The following is an 18316-nucleotide window of genomic DNA, read 5'->3' as shown; positions in this document are numbered from 1 at the left end:
AGCCCCCCGATGGTCCGGGGAGAGCTTCGGCTCGAGGGGTTCACGTGGCGGCCGCTCGGTCGTCGCGTCCCGGTCGTCGCCGATCTCGACCTGCACGTCGAGGCCGGCTCGCGGGTGCTGCTGGCGGGCCCCAGCGGCGCGGGGAAGTCGACGTTGCTGCACGCGCTCGTGGGGGCGCTCGGCACGACGATCGCGGGCGAGCTGAGCGGATCGGTGCGGGTGGACGGCCGCGTGGGGTTCGTCCCGCAGCAGCCCGGCGACGCCGTGGTCGCCGAGCGGGTGGGCCGCGACGTCGCGTTCGGGCCGGAGAACGTGGGCCTGGACCGGGACGAGACGTGGCGCCGGGTCGACGCGGGGCTGGCGGCCGTGGGCCTGCACCAGGGGCGCGACCACCCCACCGCGGCCCTGTCCGGGGGCGAGCTGCAGCGCCTGGCGCTGGCCGGGGTGCTCGCGCTCGAGCCCGACGTCGTGCTGCTCGACGAGCCGACGTCGATGCTCGACCCGGCACACGCGTCCGCCGTGCGCGAGGCGGTGGGTCGCACGGTCGGCGGCGGTCGCGCGACGCTCGTCGTGGTGGAGCACCACCTCGAGCCCTGGCTCGACCTGGTCGACCGGGTCGTGGTGCTCGGCGACGACGGATCGGTCGTGGCCGACACGACGCCGGACGAGTTCCTCCGCGACCACCGCGACCGGCTCGGTGAGCTCGGTGTGTGGATGCCGGGGCTTCCGGCTCCCCGGCCGATCACGGTCGACCCGGCGCTGGTCCGCCCCGAGCGCCCGCTGCCGACGCTGACCGCGTCCGACCTGACGGTGCGGCTGCGCTCGCGGTCCTTGCGTGGCTCCACCACGACGACGGCCCTGTGCGGGGTCGACGCTGCGGTCGCCCCCGGGGCGCTGACGGCCCTGACCGGGCCGAGCGGCGCCGGCAAGTCGACCCTGCTGGCGGCCTTCGGGGGACTCCTCGACCCGGACGGCGGGTCGGTCACCGGCCTGGACCCGACCCTCGCGTCGCGCCGCTCGCGCGACCTCGCGCGGGACGTCGGCTGGTCGCCGCAGGTGCCCGAGCACGGCTTCCTCGCCCCGACGGTGGCCGGTGAGGTGGCGCTGACGGCCCAACGCTCCGGCCGGGCGGTGGACGCGCAGGCCTGGCTCGAGCTCGTCGGGCTCGGGCACCTCGCGGGGGCGCATCCGTACCGGCTGTCGGGGGGCGAGCAGCGCCGGCTCTCGATCCTCGCCGCCGCCGCGCACCGGCCGGGACTGCTGCTGCTCGACGAGCCGACCGTGGGCCAGGACCGCGTCACGTGGGCAGCGGTGGCGGGCATCGCGGTCGCGGCCGCCGCAGCGGGCGTGGTCGTCGCGACCGCGACGCACGACGACCTCTTGGTCGACCTCGCCGACGAGGTCGTCGATCTGCGGGCCGGGGTGCGGACGTGAGGGCGGGCGTGCAGCGCCTCAACCCCGTGGTGCTGCTCGCCTTCGGGTTCGCCTCGCTCGCGGGATCGTTCGCCGTGCGTGACCTGCCCGCCGCGCTCGCCGCGACGACCGCCTACGCGGTTGCGGCCCTCCTGCTGCTGCCGAGCTGGCGCTACCCGGTGGCGTGCCTGGCCCTGTGCGGCGTCTCGGCGGGGCTGGTGGGGTACTCGGCCTGGCGGCTCGGCAACGGTGACCACGCGCCGGTCGCGGCGCTGCGCATCCTGGTGCTGGCCTGGCCCGGGGCGGTCGCGGTGGGATTCGTCGACCCGGCACGCCTCGGCGACTACGTCGCGCAGCGCCTCCACGGGCCCGACCGCTTCGTCGCCGCGTTCGTCGCGGCCCTGCAGCGGGTCAGCGGGCTCACCGGGACCTGGCAGCAGCTCGCCCGCGTGCGGCGGGTGCGGGGGCTCGGTCCGACCCGAAACCCGGTCACGGCCCTGCGGTACGCCGGCTCGATGACGTTCGCCCTGCTCGCCGACGCCCTCCGCGGCGCGAGCCGGACGTCGGTCGCGATGGACGCCCGGGGCTTCGCCACAGCGCACGACCGCACCTGGGCCGAGCCGGCCCCGTGGACGCGCGCCGACACGGTCGGCCTCGCCCTGGCCGTCGCGCTCGGCGCGGTGGCCCCGGTCACGATGCTGCTGACCTGACGGCCCTCCGGAGATCCCGCCCCCAGGGGTGGTCAGGAGTGGCGTGGGCCACTAGGGTGCGAACTAAGCAAGCGCTTACCTACGGCGCCCCTCATCTGATTCCGGGAGGAACTCCATGCCCCGCGTCTTCTCCAGCCTCGACGAGTTCAAGGCTGCCGTCGGCTCCGAGCTCGGCACCAGCGACTGGGTCACCGTCACCCAGGAGCAGATCGACACGTTCGCCGACGCCACGGGCGACCACCAGTGGATCCACGTCGATCCCGAGGCCGCAGCCAAGGGCCCGTTCGGCACGACGATCGCCCACGGTTACCTCACGCTGAGCCTGCTGCCGGTCTTCGCGCAGAGCATCTACGAGGTGCAGAACCTCGCGATGGGCGTCAACTACGGCGCCAACAAGGTGCGGTTCCCCAACCCGGTGCCGGTCGACTCGCGCCTGCGCGCCACCGCGACCCTCAAGGAGATCGCCGACATCGCGATCGGCACGCAGGCGACGATCTCCTTCGTGGTCGAGCGGGAGGGCGCCGAGAAGCCGGCGGTCGTCGCCGAGGTCGTCTACGTCATGGCCGGAGCCTGACATGCACTTCGGATTCGACGAGAAGACCACCGCGCTGCTCGAGCAGGTCTCGGGCTTCATGGACGAGCACGTCTACCCCGCCGAGGCCGCGCTGCAGGAGCAGCTCGCCCGCCGCGAGCGCGAGGACGACTGGACGATCCCCGAGGCCATCACCGAGGTGCGCGAGAAGGGCAAGGCCGCGGGGCTCTGGAACTTCTTCCTGCCCGGCGAGCACGCCGAGTACAACGGCGCCGGCCTGACCAACCTCCAGTACGCGCCGATCGCCGAGCTCACGGGCCGCAGCATCCAGCTCGCGCCCCAGGCCTTCAACTGTGCCGCCCCCGACACGGGCAACATGGAGGTCCTCCACATGTTCGGCACGCCCGAGCAGAAGGAGAAGTACCTCGGCCCGCTCATGGAGGGCCAGATCAAGTCGGCCTTCGCGATGACCGAGCCCGACGTCGCCTCGTCGGACGCCACGAATGTCGAGACCTCGATCGTGCGCGACGGCAGCGACTACGTCCTCAACGGCCGCAAGTTCTACATCACGGGCGCGATGAACCCGAACTGCCAGGTCTTCATCGTGATGGGCAAGACCGACCCGTCGGCCGAGCGGCACCGTCAGCAGTCGATGATCCTCGTCGACCGCGACACCCCCGGCCTGGAGGCCGTGCGCGGCATGCACGTGTTCGGCTACCACGACCGCGATCACGGCGGTCACGCCGAGGTGCGGTTCACCGACGTCCGCGTGCCCGCCTCGAACCTGATCGGCGAGGAGGGGCAGGGCTTCGCGATCGCGCAGGCGCGCCTCGGGCCCGGTCGCATCCACCACTGCATGCGCTCGATCGGCGTGGCCGAGCGTGCGCTGGAGCTCATGTGCCTGCGGGTCAAGGAGCGCACGGCGTTCGGTCGGCCGCTCGCGAACCAGGGCGTCATCCGCGACTGGATCGCGGAGTCGCGCGTGCGCATCGAGCAGCTGCGGCTGCTCGTGCTGAAGACCGCGTGGCTCATGGACACCGTGGGCAACCGCGGGGCCCACACCGAGATCCAGGCGATCAAGATCGCGACGCCCGAGGTCGTCAACTGGATCATCGACAAGGCGATCCAGGCCCACGGCGCCGCCGGGGTCGGCCAGGACACGCCGCTCGCCGAGATGTGGGCGGGCATCCGCACGCTGCGTCTGGCCGACGGCCCCGACGAGGTGCACAAGAACTCGCTCGCCAAGGCCGAGCTTGGGAAGCACTGACGTGGCCGGCCGGGTCGATGGTGACCTCACGGGCGCGTCGACGGTCGTCACCGGCGCGGCCGGCGGTATCGGGGCGGCGTTCGCCCGGGTGCTGCTGGAGCGCGGGGCCCACGTCGTGCTGGGTGACCTCGACGCCGCGCGCGTGGAGGCCACGGCCGCCGACCTGCGGGCGGAGTTCGGCGACCGGGTCCGGCACCACGCCGGCGACACGAGCACCGACGCCGGCGTGGCGGCGCTGCTGACCGCGGCCCCGGCGCCGGTCGACGTCTTCGTGGCCAATGCGGGCGTGTTCCGCGGCTTCGGTCTGGAGTCGACGGAGCAGGACTGGTCGCTGTCGTGGGAGGTCAACGTCCTCGGCCACGTCGCCGCCGCGCGGGCCCTCGTGCCCGGCTGGGTCGAGTCCGCCCGTTCCGGTGGTGCCGGTGGTGCGTTCGTCAGCGTGGCGTCCGCCGCGGGCCTCCTGACCCAGCTGGGGTCTCCGACCTACTCCGCGACCAAGCACGCGGCCCTGGGCTTCGCGGAGTGGCTCGCGGCCACCTACGGCGACCAGGGTGTGCAGGTCACGGCCGTGTGCCCGATGGGCGTGCGCACCGCGATGCTCGAGGAGGGCGAGACCAGCGCCCAGCCCGATGCGCGTCTCGGCATGCGCTCGGTCGTGTCGGCCGGTGAGCCGATCGAGGCGCGCGAGGTCGCGGAGGTCGCGCTCGCGGCGTTGGCCGAGGGACGCTTCCTCGCGCTGCCGCATCCCGAGGTCGACCGGATGCAGCAGCAGAAGGCGGCCGACCGCGACCGCTGGATCAGCGGCATGCAGCGCTTCCGCACGAGCCTGGAGGGCTGACCGCTCACCAGATGTGCTGAGCACTCCACCGTTCGGCCCCCGTGATTCGGTGGATGCGCCAGCACATCGGGCGAGGGCGGCGGGCTAGGGTTCGGCGCATGGGAACTGGTGTGCGCAGTCGGGTCCTCTCGGTGGCGCTCCTCGTCGTGGCCGTGGTGTTCTTCCTGGACCAGCTGCTTGAGATCGACTGGCCCGAGGGTGCCCTGTGGCCGCTGCGGATCGTGCTGCTCGTCGCAGCGGTCGTCGTCGCCGGGATCGCGTACGCCGGGTGGAGCGCGGGAGAGCCGGCCGCGACGCGGCCGCTCGTCGCCATGATCACCTCCCTGATCGGTGGCGCGTGCCTCGCCTCGGCCGTGACCTCCGCGGACGACGGCACGGTTTTCGGCTCGAGCTCCCTGGCCTCCGTCGCCGTCGTGGCGATCACGTTCGGTGTCGTCACGTTCAACCTCGCGGCGCGCGAGACGCCCGGCGCCTAGCCACCCGGGCGCAGCCGACCGGGGGCGAGCCGCGCGGGCGCCCTCAGGTGCGGTCGACGGCCTCGGCCATGATCTCGGCCATCGCCGCGTACCCGGCGTCGTTGGGGTGGAAGCGATCGGCCGCCAGGCGTCCGGACCACGACCGCAGGCGCGGATCGCGGAACTCCGCCAGCCGGAAGCGTCCGGTCGCGGTCACGGCCTCGTTGAAGGCGCGCGCGGCCCGCCGCGGCTGCGGGAGCGACGCGACGACGGCACCGTCCGGCAGCTCGGCCACCAGCTCGGCCGTATGGGCCTCGACGAGGTGACGCTGCCGGCGGTTGAACAGGTCGTTGCTTCCGATCATCACCGTCACGAGGTCCGGGACGACCGGGAGCGACCGCAGGGCGGGGAGCTGGCGGTCGATGACGTCGCGGATCAGGCCGCCGGAGACCGACAGGTTGACGACGCGGTGCGGCAGTCGGGCGCGCAGCGCACCCACCCACCCCCGGTCCGGTGCGGACGCCCCGATGCCCTGGGACATCGAGTCGCCCAGCACGACCCAGAGCGGTCCGTCGTCCGTCAGTGCTGCGCGGTTCTGCTGCTCCCACCAGGCGGCGTACGGGGCCACCTGGGCCTGCACGTCGCGGACGCCGCGCGACACCCGGGCGGCGGAGCGAAGGAACAGCCCGGGCGGGCGTCCGCTCAGGTTGGAGTAGTCGAACGACGTCACGGCACCATTCAACCGGGCGCCACCCGATCCGGCCCGGGGCATGCGGACGTAGGCTGATCGCACTATGGCGATCGAGCTCCTGACCCCGACCCAGGTCGACGAGATGCGGCCGGCGGGCCGCTTCGTCGGCGAGGTGCTGACCGCACTCCAGGAGGCTGCGGACGTCGGCGTCAACCTGCTCGAGCTCGACGCCCTGGCGCACCGCATGATCACCGAGCGCGGCGCGGAGTCGTGCTACATCGACTATGCGCCGTCGTTCGGGCGCGGCCCGTTCGGCAAGGTGCTGTGCACCTCGGTCAACGACGCGGTGCTCCACGGTCTGCCGCACGACTACGCGCTGGCCGACGGCGACCTCGTGAGCTTCGACTTCGCCGTCAGCGTCGACGGCTGGGTGTGCGACTCCGCGGTGAGCGTCGTCGTGGGCGAGCCGCGCGAGGAGGACCTGCGGCTGATCGACGTCACCCAGCAGGCGCTCGACGCGGCCATCGCGGTGGCGCGCCCGGGCAACCGGGTCGGCGACATCGGCCGGGCCATCGGCGACGTCGCCCGCGCGAACGACCTGCGCATCAACACGCAGTTCGGGGGGCACGGCGTCGGTCGCACGATGCACGGTGAGCCGCACATCCCCAACGACGGTCGGCCGGGTCGCGGCTTTCCGCTCAAGCCGGGCCTGGTCATCGCGATCGAGCCGTGGTTCCTGCAGGCGACCGACGAGATCGTGATGGACCCCGACGGCTGGACGATCCGCAGCGCCGACGGCTCGCGCGGGGCCCACGTCGAGCACACGATCGCGATCACCGACGGTGACCCGATCGTCATGACCGCCCGCTCCTGACCCCACCCCCGAGCGGTGAGTCTGCGTCCGTTCGGTCCGGCGAGCGGTGAGCCTGCGTCCGTTCGGTCGATCCGGATGGACGCCAGCTCACCGCCCATCGGCGGGGGCTAGGGTCGCGGGTCGATCGGGAGTGACGACCACCCGGTCGCGTCCTCGAGCTGAGCCAGGAGCGACAGCAGCAGGGCGTCGCTGCCCTGGTGCCCGCCGAGCATGACCCCCACCGGCAGTCCGTCGACCTGGCCGAAGAACGGCACGCTCGCGGCGGGGATGCCGGCCATGTTGTAGACGGCGGTGAAGGGCGTGAAGAGCAGCTCCCGGCGGTGCGCCTCTGCCGGGTCGGTGGGCTCGGTGAACCAGGCGTGCGGCTGCGGCGTCATCGCGAGCGTGGGGGTCAGGAACGCGTCGTAGCCGGCGAGCCTGGTCATGACCTCGCGCGTCGTCGCCTCCAGGAACTGCATCGCCCCGGCCAGCTCGGCGGCGCTGTGGCGCGAGCCGCGCTCGCGCCAGTACCGCGTGTTCTGGCGCAGGAGCGACTCGGCCTCGGGCGGGATCGGTGCCGCCGCCATCCCGCTGCTCCACACGACGTTGAACTGCGTCTCGAGCTCGGCCGGGAAGGGGTTCTCGACGACGTCGACGTCGTGACCCAGCGTGGCGAGGAGGCGGACGGCGTCCTCCCACACCGCGCGGACCTGCGGCTCGGTCTCGATGCCGGGCAGGTACGGATCGGCCCAGGCCGCGATCCGCAACGGCCCGGGGGCGCGTCGGGCCGCCTCCGCGAAGCCGCCGGGCCCGCCGACGTAGCGGGAGTCGCCCACCTGTGGCACGGCGATCACCTCGAGCAGGGCCGCGACGTCCCGCACGCTGCGGGCGAGCGGCCCGTCGGACGCCAGCCCGCTCCAGTCGCTGCCGACCGGGCCCGGACTGACCCGCCCGCGCGTCGGCTTGAACCCGACGACCCCGCAGCAGCTCGACGGGATGCGGATCGACCCGCCGCCGTCGCTGCCCAGGGCCCACGGCACGAGCCCGGCCGCGACCGCGGCGGCCGCACCGCCGCTGGAGCCGCCGGCGTTGAGCCCGAGCCGCCACGGGGTGGAGGTGGCGCCGACGACATCGTTGTCGGTGTAGGAGGAGAGGCCGAACTCCGGGGTGTTGGTCTTGCCCAGGCTCGGGAGCCCGGCGGCAGTGACGAGGCGCACGACGTGCGCGTCGACGTCCGGCACCGCGTCGGCCAGCAGCGACGACCCCAGCGTCGTGCGGACCCCGGCCGTCGAGGTCAGGTCCTTGACCGCGATCGGCACCCCGGTGAACCCGTCTCCGGCGGTGCCCGCCAGGTCGACCGCGGCGGCGTGCTCCGACGCCGTGTCGATCGTCGGCGTCACGAAGGCACGCAGCTGCGGGTCATGGGTCGCGATCCGCTCGGCCTGGTGGGCCACGACCTGCGCGGCCGAGACCTCCCGCCGGCGCAGGGCCGCGGCGAGGTCGTGGGCGTCCAGCTCATGGAGCTCGCTCATGCTCCGAGCCTAGGCCGGTCGCTCGAGACCGTCGGGGCTGCAGCCCTCAGGACTCCCATCGCCACGAGTCGATGACCGACTCGCTGACGTCGATGATCTCGTCCTCGTCCTCGTCGGGGCTGAAGGAGAACGTGATGATGTAGTACGCGCCGTCGTACTGCGCGTAGTACTGGCGGGTCTGGTAGGTGATGCCCTGCTGCGTGGCGGTCGAGCTGACCACCGCGGACCGCACCCCGTCGACCTTGTACGGGTCGTCCGCCCGGACGTCCTGGAAGCCGCCGGCCTCGAGCTCGGCGATCCCGGCCTCCTCGAGGTCCGAGACCGACATCTTCGGCCCCGGCGTCCGGATGACGTTGACGTTGGCCGCGAAGCTGCCGACGGCGTCCTCGTCGCGGTAGGCGATCTCGGCGCGGCCCACGGTGGGGTCGTCGCTGATGTCCTCCCAGCCGTCCGGCGCGATGAAGCTGAAGTCGTCGGTGCCGACGGCGTCGTCGCGGTCCTCCTGCTTCGCGTCCTCGTCGTCGGCCGCGTCGCTCTGCGAGTCGCTGTCCGACGACGTCGAGGAGTTGTCGGAGTCGGAGTCGTCGGAACCGCAGCCGACCAGCAGGGCGGCCAGCAGGAGAAGCGGAAGGACCAGCAGGCGGCGGAAAGTCATGGCGAAACTGTAGGCCGACCCTCGTCCCGCCGCACCAGGGCGGGGCCGGCCGGCGGGCGACGTCTAGCCTGATCGGGCGCACGGTCCCGAGCGGGCGGGCGCGGAGAGGGATCTCGATGCACGCCACGTCCCAGCGGTGGGTCTACCCGGCGCTCATGGGCATCCTCGGACTGGGCCTCGGGATCTCCGGAGCGCCCTCGCCGCTCTACGGCATCTACGCCGACGAGTGGGACTTCGCGCCGGTCACGACGACGGTCGTGTTCGCGGCCTACGCGCTCGCCGCGCTCGTCAGCGTGCTGGTGTCCGGATCGATCTCCGACCGCTACGGCCGGCGGCCCCTCCTGCTGGTGGCCGTGACCGGGCTGCTCGTCGGCCTGGCGGTGTTCATGGTCGCGGGCTCGGTCGCCGCGCTGATCGCGGCCCGGGTCCTGCACGGGCTCTCGGTCGGCGCGATCGTGGTGGTCGGCAGCGCGGCGCTGCTCGACCTGCGTCCGGACGACGGAGCCGCGTCCGGTCGGCGCACCGGCGTCGCGTTCAACGTCGGCATCGGCATCGCGATCCTGGGGACGTCGGTCGACGCGCAGTACGGGCCCGCGCCCCTCGTGGTGCCGTATGCGGCGCTGGCGTTCCTCAGCGCGCTGGCCCTGCTCGCGATCGTGCTGATGCGCGAGACCCACGACGTCGACCCGACCGTCGCCCTCCACGTCGCCCGGCCGCGCGTGCCGGCCGCGATCGCGCCTGACTTCGCCTTCGCGGCGCTGGGGGTCATGGCCGCGTGGTCGGTGCTCGGGGTCTTCCTGTCGCTGTACCCGTCGATCGCCTCGGTCGCGGTCGGCACCGACAACCTGGTGTTCGGCGGTGCCGTGGTCGGCGGATCGGCGCTGGCCGCGGCCGCGAGCCAGGTCGCGGCCGGGGACCGCGACACCCGCCGGTCGGCGATCGTCGGTGACCTGGGCACCGCGGCCAGCCTCGGCCTGTGCGTCCTGGCGGTGCACCTCGGCGACGCCTGGTTCCTCGGGTTCTGCTCGGTGCTCCTGGGGTTCTTCTTCGGGCTGGCGTTCGGGAGCTCCTTGCGCCACCTCGGGCAGGTGCTGCCGGCCGCTCATCGCGGCGAGGTCATGTCGGCCTTCTACGTCCTGGCCTACGGGGCGCTGGCGCTGCCCACGATCGCGGCAGGCGTCGCGGCGACCCGGTGGGGCGTCGACACGATCTTCGCGCCGTTCATGGGATGCGTCGCGATGGCCTGCGTGGTCGCGGGGGTGCTCGGCCTGCGGGTCAAGGGGGTCCAGCCCGACGTCTGAGCGTCAGGGCCGGTCCACGACCGGGTCACCGGAGATTCACCGCCGGCCGGCACCGTGGTTCGACGTGCGCATCGTGCAGCTCGCGAACTTCGTCGGCCCGACCTCGGGCGGCATGAAGACCGCGGTGGAGGCGATCGGCGCCGGGTACCGCCGTCACGGCGTCGAGCGACTCCTGGTGCTGCCCGGCCCCCGCGACGACCGGTGGTCGACCCCGGACGGTGACGTCGTCCAGGTCCGAGCGCCCCGGGTCGGTGAGCACTACCGACTCATCGTCGAGCCGTGGCGGGTCCTGGACGTGCTGGACTCCTTCGCCCCGACCTCGGTCGAGGTGCACGACAAGACGACGCTGCTGCCGGTGGCCCGCTGGGCCCGGCGCCGGCGGGTCGGAGCGGTCCTGTTCTCGCACGAGCGGATGAGCGACATGATGGCGATGCGGACCCGCCGCGACACCAGCGCCAAGGCGTCGATCGCCGTGCTGAACCGGGTGCTCGTGCGCTCCTTCGACCAGGTGGTCGTGACGTCGGAGTTCGCCAGGGCCGAGCTCGCGGGCGTGGCGGACGCAGCCGGCTGCCCCGTGCGCACCGTGCCGCTCGGGGTCGACCTCGCCCAGTTCCGTCCGGCGCGGCGCCGGGTCTCCGAGGGGCCGCTGCGGCTGGTGCTGGCCGGACGGCTGTCGCGCGAGAAGTCCCCGCACCTGGCGGTCGCGACCGCGGTCGAGCTGCACCGCCGCGGCGTCGACGTCCGCCTCGACGTCTACGGCACGGGTCCGCACCTGGGCGAGCTGCGGGCGTTGGCCGCCGGCGCGCCCGTCGAGTTCCACGGTCACGTCGCCGGCCGGGCCGAGCTCGCGGCCCGCCTCGGGGCGGCCGACGTCGCGCTGTCGGTGTGCCCCGGAGAGACCTTCGGTCTGGCCGTTCTCGAGGCCCTCGCGTGCGGCACGCCGGTCGTCACCGCGGACGTCGGCGGAGCGCGCGAGCTCGTCGACACCGCGTGCGGCGCGTGGGCCGCGCCGCACGCGGGTCCGCTGGCCGACGCCGTGCAACGGGTCGCGGCGCTGCCGGAGCGCGGTCGCCGACGTGCCGCGCGACGACGGGCCGAGGGGTATCCGTGGGCGGCCACGGTCGAGTCGATGGTGCAGGTCCACGCGGCCTGGGACCGCCCGCTGCTCACGCGGGTGGGCTGACGCTCGGGCGCTGCCGGGGGCAGGCGAGGCAGGTGCACAATCTCCTTATGCCCGACCTCGCGATCGACGTCCGCGGACTCGTGAAGCACTACGGATCGACCACGGCCCTCGACGGCCTCGACCTGCAGGTCGAGACCGGGACGGTGGCCGGCTTCCTCGGCCCGAACGGCGCCGGCAAGTCGACCACGATCAGGATCCTGCTCGGCCTGCACCGCGCCGGCGGCGGACGAGCGGAGGTCTTCGGCCGTGACCCGTTCCGCGACGCGGTCGACCTGCACCGGCGCCTCGCGTACGTGCCCGGCGACGTCGCGCTGTGGCCCCGGCTCACGGGAGGCCAGGTCATCGACCTGCTCCTGGGCCTACGCGGCATCAAGGACGCACCCCGTCGCGCAGAGATGATCGAGCGCTTCGAGCTCGATCCCACGCGCCGCGCGTCGACGTACTCCAAGGGCAACCGGCAGAAGGTCGCCCTCGTCGCGGCCTTCGCGGCCGACACGGACCTGCTCGTGCTCGACGAGCCGACGTCCGGCCTGGACCCGCTCATGGAGGCCGAGTTCCAGCGGTGCACCCGCGAGGCCGCCGGGCGCGGCGCCACGGTCCTGCTGTCGAGCCACATCCTGGCCGAGGTGCAGCAGCTGTGCGACACCGTCACGATCGTGCGCTCGGGGCGCACCGTGCTGGCGGGCCGCCTGGACGAGCTGCGATCGGTCACCCGGTCCCGGCTGACCGCGACCATCGCGAGCGGCGCCGAGGTGCTGGGCCGGCTCGAGGGGGTCCACGACCTCGAGGTCGACGGAGACCGGGTCGTCTGCACGATCGAGGACGCCGCGACGGCGGAGGTCGTGGGTGCCGTGGCAGCCCTCGCGCCGTCGGCGCTGACGATCGAGCCGCCCTCGCTCGAGGAGCTCTTCCTGCGCCAGTACGGCGCCGCCGAGGACGCATGAGGTCACGCGCCTGGGCCGGCACGGCCGGTCTGACGAGGCTCGCGCTGAGCACCGAACGACGGTGGATCCTCGGCGCGCTCGTCGCGTACGCCGCGACCTACGTCGCGACGGCCTCGCAGATCCGGCAGATCGCTGGCACGGTCGGCGAACGGGTCGGACTGCAGGGCACCGTGGCGCAGACGCCGGCCTTCCGCGTGCTGCTCGGGCCCTTCGAGCATCCCGGCAGCATCGGCGGCACGACGCTCTGGCGGGTCGGGCTGTTCATGCTGGCGGTCGTGGCGGTGCTCGCGGCCACCGTGCTGGTGCGCGTCACGCGCCGCGCGGAGGAGCAGGGCCAGGCCGAGCTCGTCGGCGCTGCTGCCGTGGGCCGGCTCGCCGCGCTCGGGGCCGGAGCCGTGGCCGCTTCGCTCGTCGTCCTGGCGGCGGCGCTCGGCACCGCGGTCGGGCTGGCGGCCGGCGCCGGCGCGGGGGCGGTCGACGCCGTCGCGGCCGGGGCGCAGGTGCTGTGCGTGGGGGCCGCGGGAGCCGGGGTCGCCGCGGTGGCGGCGCAGGTCGCCCAGGCGTCACGGGCCGCCCTCGGCCTCTCGATCGGGATCGTCCTGGCGGCGTACGCGGTGCGCGGTGCGGCCGACGTCCGGCACAGCGACGTCGTCGACCGCCTCACGCCCTTCGGCTGGGCCGAGGCGATCGACCCCTTCGGCGCGGTGTCGTGGTGGCCGCTCCTGACCGCGGCCGTCGCGGCCCTGGGCCTGATGGTCGTGGCGATCGTCCTGCGTGGACGTCGGGACCTCGGCTCCGGCCTGCTCGCGCCGCGTCCCGGGCCCGCCTCGGCCGGCTCGCTGCGCACTCCGGTGGCGGTGACCCTGCGGCTCGAGGCCCGTCCGGCGGTGGTCTGGACCCTCGCGCTGGTGGGGTTCGGCGTCTTCGTCGGCAGCCTGGTGCCCACGATCGACCGCCTCGGTGCGGCCGAGGGTGGTCTGGCCGACGCCCTTCGCCGCCTCGGGGGAGCGGGCGCCCTGACCGACGTGTTCGTGGGGGCCATGGCCTCGATCGGCGGCCTGGCGGTGGCCGGCTGGGGGCTCGCCCTCGTCACGCGGGTCCATGGCGACGAGACGGGCGGGCGTCTGGAGCAGGTGCTCGCCACGAGCGCCTCGCGGACGCGTGCTCTCCTGGCGCCGGCCGCCGTCGCCGGGGCCGGAGTCCTCCCCGCGCTCGCGGTGGTGGGCCTGGCGACGGGGGTTGCAGGTGCCGACCTCGGCGACGCCGTGGCCGCCTCGGTGGTCCAGGCCCCGGCGGTCTGGGTCGTCGTGGCGCTCGGCGTGCTCGGCCAGGCCGTGGGTGGACGATGGACCGTGCTGGCGTGGGGCGGTCTCGTGGTCGCGACGGTGGTGGGGCAGGTCGGCGCGGCCGTGGGGATGCCCGAGTGGTTGCAGCAGGTCTCGCCCTTCACGCACGTTCCGGGCGTGCCGAGCGAGCGGTTCGAGATCGTGCCCGAGCTGGCGCTGAGCGGGGTCGCCGCGCTGCTGCTGGGGCTCGCGGTGCTGGCCTTCCGGCGCCGCGACGTCCCCCGGTGAGGTCGCACGGCTGATTCCGGTCGGCGGTGGGTGGCACGATCTGGCTCGACGGAGGTTCACCCATGTCGGCAGCCCGCACGCACACCACCAACTACGTCGACACGTTCATCGCGGTCGCGCCCGACACCAAGGCCGTCACGGCTGCAGTGCCACCGGCCAGGGATGCGCCCACGGTCGCGCAGATCCAGTACGAGATGCTCGTCGACGACCCGTACGTGCACACCTCCGACGATGTCGTGCACGCCTCGCAGGGGCAGCGTCGCGGTATCGCCCGCGAGGAGTTCTTCGCCACGGGCCAGCCCTGCCTGCGCACGTCACCCCTGGTCAAGACGTACGGCTGGGGATTGCATCACGACGCGCAGGGGCGGATCGCGCTGTACGCCGTCGAGTCGGCGGAGTACCGCGAGCTCGCCGCCCGCGCCGACCTGACGCAGCTGCAGGGCATGCGCTCGTCGCGGCGGTGACCGGAGCCAGACCGACGCCACGACGCAGGACGGCCCGCCACGCTCGCGCGTGACGGGCCGTCCTGTCGTGACGTGACTAACGGCCGGAGCCGACCAGCTCGCGGTCCTCGACGACGGTGCTGGTCGTGCGGGTGGGCCGGGCGGCGACGGCGCCCACGCCCAGCAGGATCACCCCGAGCACGGCCAGGCCGATCGGCACGTACGACTGCACGAGCGTGATCTTCGAGGCGTTCGACGCCGCGGTGTCGACCAGGCGCGTGACGGACGCGTCGTCGGCCATGAGCTGCAGGCTGTTGAGCTCGAGCAGCGGGTAGGGCTCGGCGCCGAAGTCGGCGTACAGCGAGATCGTCTGGTCCTGGCCGGTCTTGAGCGGTGAGCCGAGCTCGGCGTCGATCCAGATCTGCGTCGTGTTGGTCGAGATGTAGGTGGCGGGGATCTCCGGGCCGGCCTGGGCGACGGCGTCGCGCAGGGCCTGACCGTCGGCGCCGTCCAGCAGCGACACGAAGCTCGCGACCGTGGCGTTCGGCAGCACGGTGCCGTCGGTGCCCATGCTCTGACCGACCGAGGCCTGCAGGGTCTCGAGCGTGCCCTCGGCCTTGACCGGGAGGATCGAGGTGCCCTCGAAGTAGTACGCCTGGCGACCCTTGATGGTCTCCTCGCGGACGAACTCCACCTTCTGGGCCGCGTCGGTCGTGGCGTCGTAGACCGTGAACGGCTCCTTGTTGGGGTGACGCACGTGCGACAGGACCATGCCGCCCTTCTGGTCGTCGACCCCGTCGACGCCCTCGACCTGCTGGTAGTCGGTGCGGTTGATCGCGAACGTCTTGTCGGTCACCGAGGCGCCGGTGGGCAGGTTGGCCGTCGAGATGCTGCGGATCGTGGCGGTGGAGCCGTCGGTCTCGGTGACCTCGACCTCACGCGTGGCGTCGACCGAGGTCGGCTCGTCCAGCTTCAGCGTGGCGGGATCGAGCTGCGCCGACTCGCCGTCGTAGGTGACGGTGCTGCTGAAGTCTCCGGGCAGCTGGGTCAGCTTCGGTGCGATCACGAAGACGGTGAGCGCGGCGAGCGCGACGAGCAGCAGGCCGCTGATGGTGAATGCCGTGCCGCGACCTGCGCGAGCGGTCGACGAATCGGTGTGGCGCTTGGCCATGGTGCAACTCCCTCGGACACACGTCGCCCAGGGGCCGACGCATCGAAGTCTCTCGTCCCTCACGAGTGACATGGATCACGGTACTCCCCGCCGGTGTCAGATCCAACTTCCGCGCCGGTCGGTGCCGGGGACGGGAATGCGACGGCCTTGATCGAAGTTGATACGATCAGACTCAAGTCATCTGACTGAGAAACGTCAAGGCGGTCGCGACACAGCAGTCGACCGCCCGCCACGATCCACCCGATCCCCAGGAGGACCCCACCATGGCACGTGCCGTCGGCATCGATCTCGGTACCACCAACTCCGTCGTCGCCGTCCTGGAGGGCGGCGAGCCGACCGTCATCGCGAACGCCGAGGGCGCTCGCACCACCCCGTCGGTCGTGGCCTTCGCCAAGGACGGCGAGGTCCTGACCGGCAAGGTCGCCAAGAACCAGGCCGTCACCAACGTCGACCGCACGATCCGCTCGGTCAAGCGCCACATGGGCACCGACTGGACCCAGTCGCTCGACGGCAAGGACTTCACGCCGCAGCAGATCAGCGCCTTCATCCTGCAGAAGCTCAAGCGCGACGCCGAGTCGTACCTGGGCGAGCCCGTCACCGACGCCGTCATCACGGTGCCGGCGTACTTCAACGACCACCAGCGTCAGGCCACGAAGGAGGCCGGCGAGATCGCGGGCCTCAACGTCAGCCGCATCATCAACGAGCCCACCGCGGCCGCCCTGGCCTACGGCCTCGACAAGGGCGAGGACCAGACGATCCTCGTCTTCGACCTTGGTGGCGGCACGTTCGACGTCTCGCTGCTGGAGATCGGCGACGGCGTGATCGAGGTCAAGGCCACCAGCGGCGACAACCACCTCGGTGGCGACGACTGGGACGAGGCCGTCGTGAAGTGGATCGTCGACGGCTTCAAGTCCAAGACCGGCCTGGACCTCACGAAGGACAAGATGGCGATGCCGCGCATCCGCGAGGCCGCCGAGCTGGCGAAGATCGAGCTCTCGAGCTCGACCAGCACGTCGATCAACCTGCCGTACATCACGGTGCAGGACGGCAGCCCGGTGTTCCTCGAGGAGACGCTGACCCGCTCGGAGTTCGAGAAGATCACCGCCGACCTGCTCGAGCGCACCAAGGCGCCGTTCAACAACGTCATCCGCGACGCCGGCGTCAAGGTCGGCGACATCGACCACGTCGTCATGGTCGGCGGCTCGACGCGCATGCCGGCCGTCACCGAGCTCGTCAAGAGCCTCACGGGCGGCAAGGACCCCAACAAGGGCGTCAACCCCGACGAGGTCGTCGCGATCGGCGCCAGCCTGCAGGCCGGCGTGCTCAAGGGCGAGGTCAAGGACGTCCTGCTCCTCGACGTCACCCCGCTGAGCCTCGGCATCGAGACCAAGGGCGGCGTCATGACCAAGCTCATCGAGCGCAACACCACGATCCCGACCAAGCGCAGCGAGGTCTTCACGACGGCCGACGACAACCAGCCGTCCGTCGCGATCCAGGTCTACCAGGGTGAGCGCGAGATGGCCGCGGGCAACCAGCTGCTCGCCACGTTCGAGCTGACGGGCCTGCCGCCGGCGCCGCGCGGCGTGCCGCAGATCGAGGTCACGTTCGACATCGACGCCAACGGCATCGTCAACGTCTCGGCCAAGGACCGCGGCACCGGCAAGGAGCAGTCGATGACGATCACCGGCGGCTCGGCGCTCAGCAAGGACGACATCGACAAGATGGTCAAGGACGCCGAGCAGTACGCCGAGGAGGACCGTCAGCGCCGCGAGGCCGTCGACGTCCGCAACCAGGGCGACTCGCTCGTGCACACGACCGAGAAGTTCCTGGCCGAGAACGGCGACAAGGTCGGCGACGAGCTCAAGAACGAGGTCCAGGCCGACGTCGACGCCCTCAAGGAGTCGCTGAACGGCGACGACACCGAGGCCATCAAGACGGCCACGGCCAAGCTCGCGGAGTCGAGCCAGAAGCTCGGCACGGCGATGTACGAGGCAGCGGCCGCTGAGGCCGCCAGCGCCCCGTCCGGTGATGCCGACGGTGCCGCTGACGATGACGTCGTCGACGCCGAGATCGTCGAGGACGACGACACCGAGGGCACCAAGTGACGCAGGGACCCGAGCACTCCGACCCGGAGCACACCGAGGACGTCGCGGCCGAGCCCGAGGGCGAGGCGTCGCAGGAGCAGCCTCCTGCGACGCCGGCGCCCGAGGGCTCGGGCTCGCAGGAGTCGGCGGAGCCCACGGCCGAGCAGCAGCTCGCCGAGCGCACCGCCGACCTCCAGCGGCTGCAGGCCGAGTACGTCAACTACAAGCGGCGCGTCGACCGTGACCGTGAGCTCGTGCGGGCGCAGGGCGAGGCCAAGGTCCTCGAGTCGCTCCTGACGGTGCTCGACGACATCGCGCGGGCCGCGCAGCACGAGCAGCTCGAGGGCGGCTTCAAGGCCGTCGCCGACTCCCTGCAGACGGCCGTCGCCAAGCACGGCCTCGAGACGTTCGGCGCCAAGGGCGATCCGTTCGACCCGTCGCTGCACGAGGCCGTCACGCATGCGGGCGAGTCGCCCGACGTCGAGGTCACCTCGGTGGAGCTCGTGATGCGCACGGGCTTCCGCGTCGGCGACCGGGTGCTCCGCACCGCGATCGTCGGAGTCGTCGACCCGGCGTCCCCGGCCGCTGAGGGCGCCGAGGCCGGCGATGCCGACGAGCCCACTCCTGAGGAGCCGCCGGCCGAGGAGGCCGGTTCCGAGGAGTCCTGACG

At 72.8% G+C, this 18316-nt stretch carries 18 protein-coding genes; 14 read left to right on the top strand and 4 right to left on the bottom strand.

The features are described from left to right. The first annotated feature begins 9 nt into the window (after positions 1-9). The 6 genes from KAG51_RS11270 to KAG51_RS11245 all read left to right on the top strand — a co-directional run bounded on the left by KAG51_RS11270 (position 10) and on the right by KAG51_RS11245 (position 5236). Entirely contained in the window at positions 10-1434 is a 1425-nt protein-coding gene (locus KAG51_RS11270; RefSeq protein ID WP_290583686.1) for an ATP-binding cassette domain-containing protein, read from the top strand. Beyond that, positions 1431-2123 (top strand): energy-coupling factor transporter transmembrane component T, encoded by a 693-nt coding sequence (locus tag KAG51_RS11265; protein WP_290583684.1) that lies wholly within the window; start codon positions 1431-1433, stop codon positions 2121-2123. The genes KAG51_RS11270 and KAG51_RS11265 overlap by 4 nt, the downstream gene beginning before the upstream one ends. A 115-nt stretch (positions 2124-2238) precedes the next feature. Continuing rightward, entirely contained in the window at positions 2239-2697 is a 459-nt protein-coding gene (locus KAG51_RS11260; RefSeq protein WP_290583682.1) for a MaoC family dehydratase, read from the top strand. A 1-nt stretch (position 2698) separates the two neighbouring features. Then, the gene (locus KAG51_RS11255) at positions 2699-3922 is read left to right on the top strand and encodes an acyl-CoA dehydrogenase family protein (protein ID WP_290583680.1); all 1224 of its coding nucleotides are present in this window, start codon (positions 2699-2701) and stop codon (positions 3920-3922) included. Continuing rightward, a complete protein-coding gene (locus tag KAG51_RS11250) occupies positions 3909-4760 on the top strand; it encodes an SDR family oxidoreductase (RefSeq protein WP_290583678.1) in 852 nt (283 codons plus the stop codon). The genes KAG51_RS11255 and KAG51_RS11250 overlap by 14 nt, the downstream gene beginning before the upstream one ends. A gap of 98 nt (positions 4761-4858) precedes the next feature. Further along, positions 4859-5236, top strand: a complete 378-nt coding sequence (locus KAG51_RS11245; RefSeq protein ID WP_290583676.1) for a hypothetical protein — start codon at positions 4859-4861, stop codon at positions 5234-5236. 43 nt (positions 5237-5279) lie between these two features. Here KAG51_RS11245 and KAG51_RS11240 read toward each other — a convergent pair whose 3' ends face one another. Continuing rightward, positions 5280-5945, bottom strand: a complete 666-nt coding sequence (locus KAG51_RS11240) for an SGNH/GDSL hydrolase family protein (RefSeq protein WP_290583674.1) — start codon at positions 5943-5945, stop codon at positions 5280-5282. 64 nt (positions 5946-6009) lie between these two features. Between KAG51_RS11240 and map the strand changes: the two genes are divergently transcribed. Then, positions 6010-6780 (top strand): type I methionyl aminopeptidase, encoded by a 771-nt coding sequence (gene map / locus KAG51_RS11235; RefSeq protein ID WP_290583672.1) that lies wholly within the window; start codon positions 6010-6012, stop codon positions 6778-6780. Positions 6781-6887: 107 nt separating this feature from the next. On the opposite strand, the gene KAG51_RS11230 is transcribed toward map, so the two are convergent. Beyond that, the gene (locus tag KAG51_RS11230; RefSeq protein WP_290583670.1) at positions 6888-8291 is read right to left on the bottom strand and encodes an amidase; all 1404 of its coding nucleotides are present in this window, start codon (positions 8289-8291) and stop codon (positions 6888-6890) included. A 46-nt stretch (positions 8292-8337) separates the two neighbouring features. Beyond that, the gene (locus tag KAG51_RS11225) at positions 8338-8946 is read right to left on the bottom strand and encodes a hypothetical protein (protein ID WP_290583668.1); all 609 of its coding nucleotides are present in this window, start codon (positions 8944-8946) and stop codon (positions 8338-8340) included. A gap of 116 nt (positions 8947-9062) precedes the next feature. Here KAG51_RS11225 and KAG51_RS11220 point away from each other — a divergent pair, with 116 nt between their 5' ends. The 5 genes from KAG51_RS11220 (at position 9063) to KAG51_RS11200 (ending at position 14412) form a co-directional block, all read left to right on the top strand. Further along, complete coding sequence (locus KAG51_RS11220; protein WP_290583666.1) at positions 9063-10247, top strand: MFS transporter; 1185 nt, start codon at positions 9063-9065, stop codon at positions 10245-10247. Between the two features lie 64 nt (positions 10248-10311). Continuing rightward, positions 10312-11430, top strand: a complete 1119-nt coding sequence (locus tag KAG51_RS11215; RefSeq protein WP_290583664.1) for a glycosyltransferase family 4 protein — start codon at positions 10312-10314, stop codon at positions 11428-11430. Between the two features lie 47 nt (positions 11431-11477). Then, a complete protein-coding gene (locus tag KAG51_RS11210; RefSeq protein ID WP_290583662.1) occupies positions 11478-12374 on the top strand; it encodes an ABC transporter ATP-binding protein in 897 nt (298 codons plus the stop codon). Beyond that, the gene (locus KAG51_RS11205; RefSeq protein WP_290583660.1) at positions 12371-13948 is read left to right on the top strand and encodes a hypothetical protein; all 1578 of its coding nucleotides are present in this window, start codon (positions 12371-12373) and stop codon (positions 13946-13948) included. The genes KAG51_RS11210 and KAG51_RS11205 overlap by 4 nt, the downstream gene beginning before the upstream one ends. Before the next feature lie 62 nt (positions 13949-14010). Continuing rightward, positions 14011-14412 (top strand): DUF6157 family protein, encoded by a 402-nt coding sequence (locus tag KAG51_RS11200; RefSeq protein WP_290583658.1) that lies wholly within the window; start codon positions 14011-14013, stop codon positions 14410-14412. Positions 14413-14488: 76 nt separating this feature from the next. On the opposite strand, the gene KAG51_RS11195 is transcribed toward KAG51_RS11200, so the two are convergent. Further along, complete coding sequence (locus KAG51_RS11195; protein WP_290583656.1) at positions 14489-15562, bottom strand: porin PorA family protein; 1074 nt, start codon at positions 15560-15562, stop codon at positions 14489-14491. A 263-nt stretch (positions 15563-15825) separates the two neighbouring features. On the opposite strand from KAG51_RS11195, the gene dnaK reads away from it, so the two are divergent. Continuing rightward, positions 15826-17667 (top strand): molecular chaperone DnaK, encoded by a 1842-nt coding sequence (dnaK, locus tag KAG51_RS11190; protein ID WP_290583654.1) that lies wholly within the window; start codon positions 15826-15828, stop codon positions 17665-17667. After that, on the top strand, positions 17664-18314 hold the full coding sequence (gene grpE / locus KAG51_RS11185) for a nucleotide exchange factor GrpE (protein ID WP_290583652.1): 651 nt from the start codon (positions 17664-17666) through the stop codon (positions 18312-18314). Before dnaK ends, grpE begins: the two co-directional genes overlap by 4 nt. The last annotated feature ends 2 nt before the right edge of the window (positions 18315-18316 follow it).

The organism is Aeromicrobium sp., from assembly GCF_023146395.1.
In the GTDB taxonomy this organism is placed as follows: Bacteria; Actinomycetota; Actinomycetes; order Propionibacteriales; family Nocardioidaceae; genus Aeromicrobium.
This window is presented reverse-complemented; position numbering and strand designations above follow the sequence as displayed.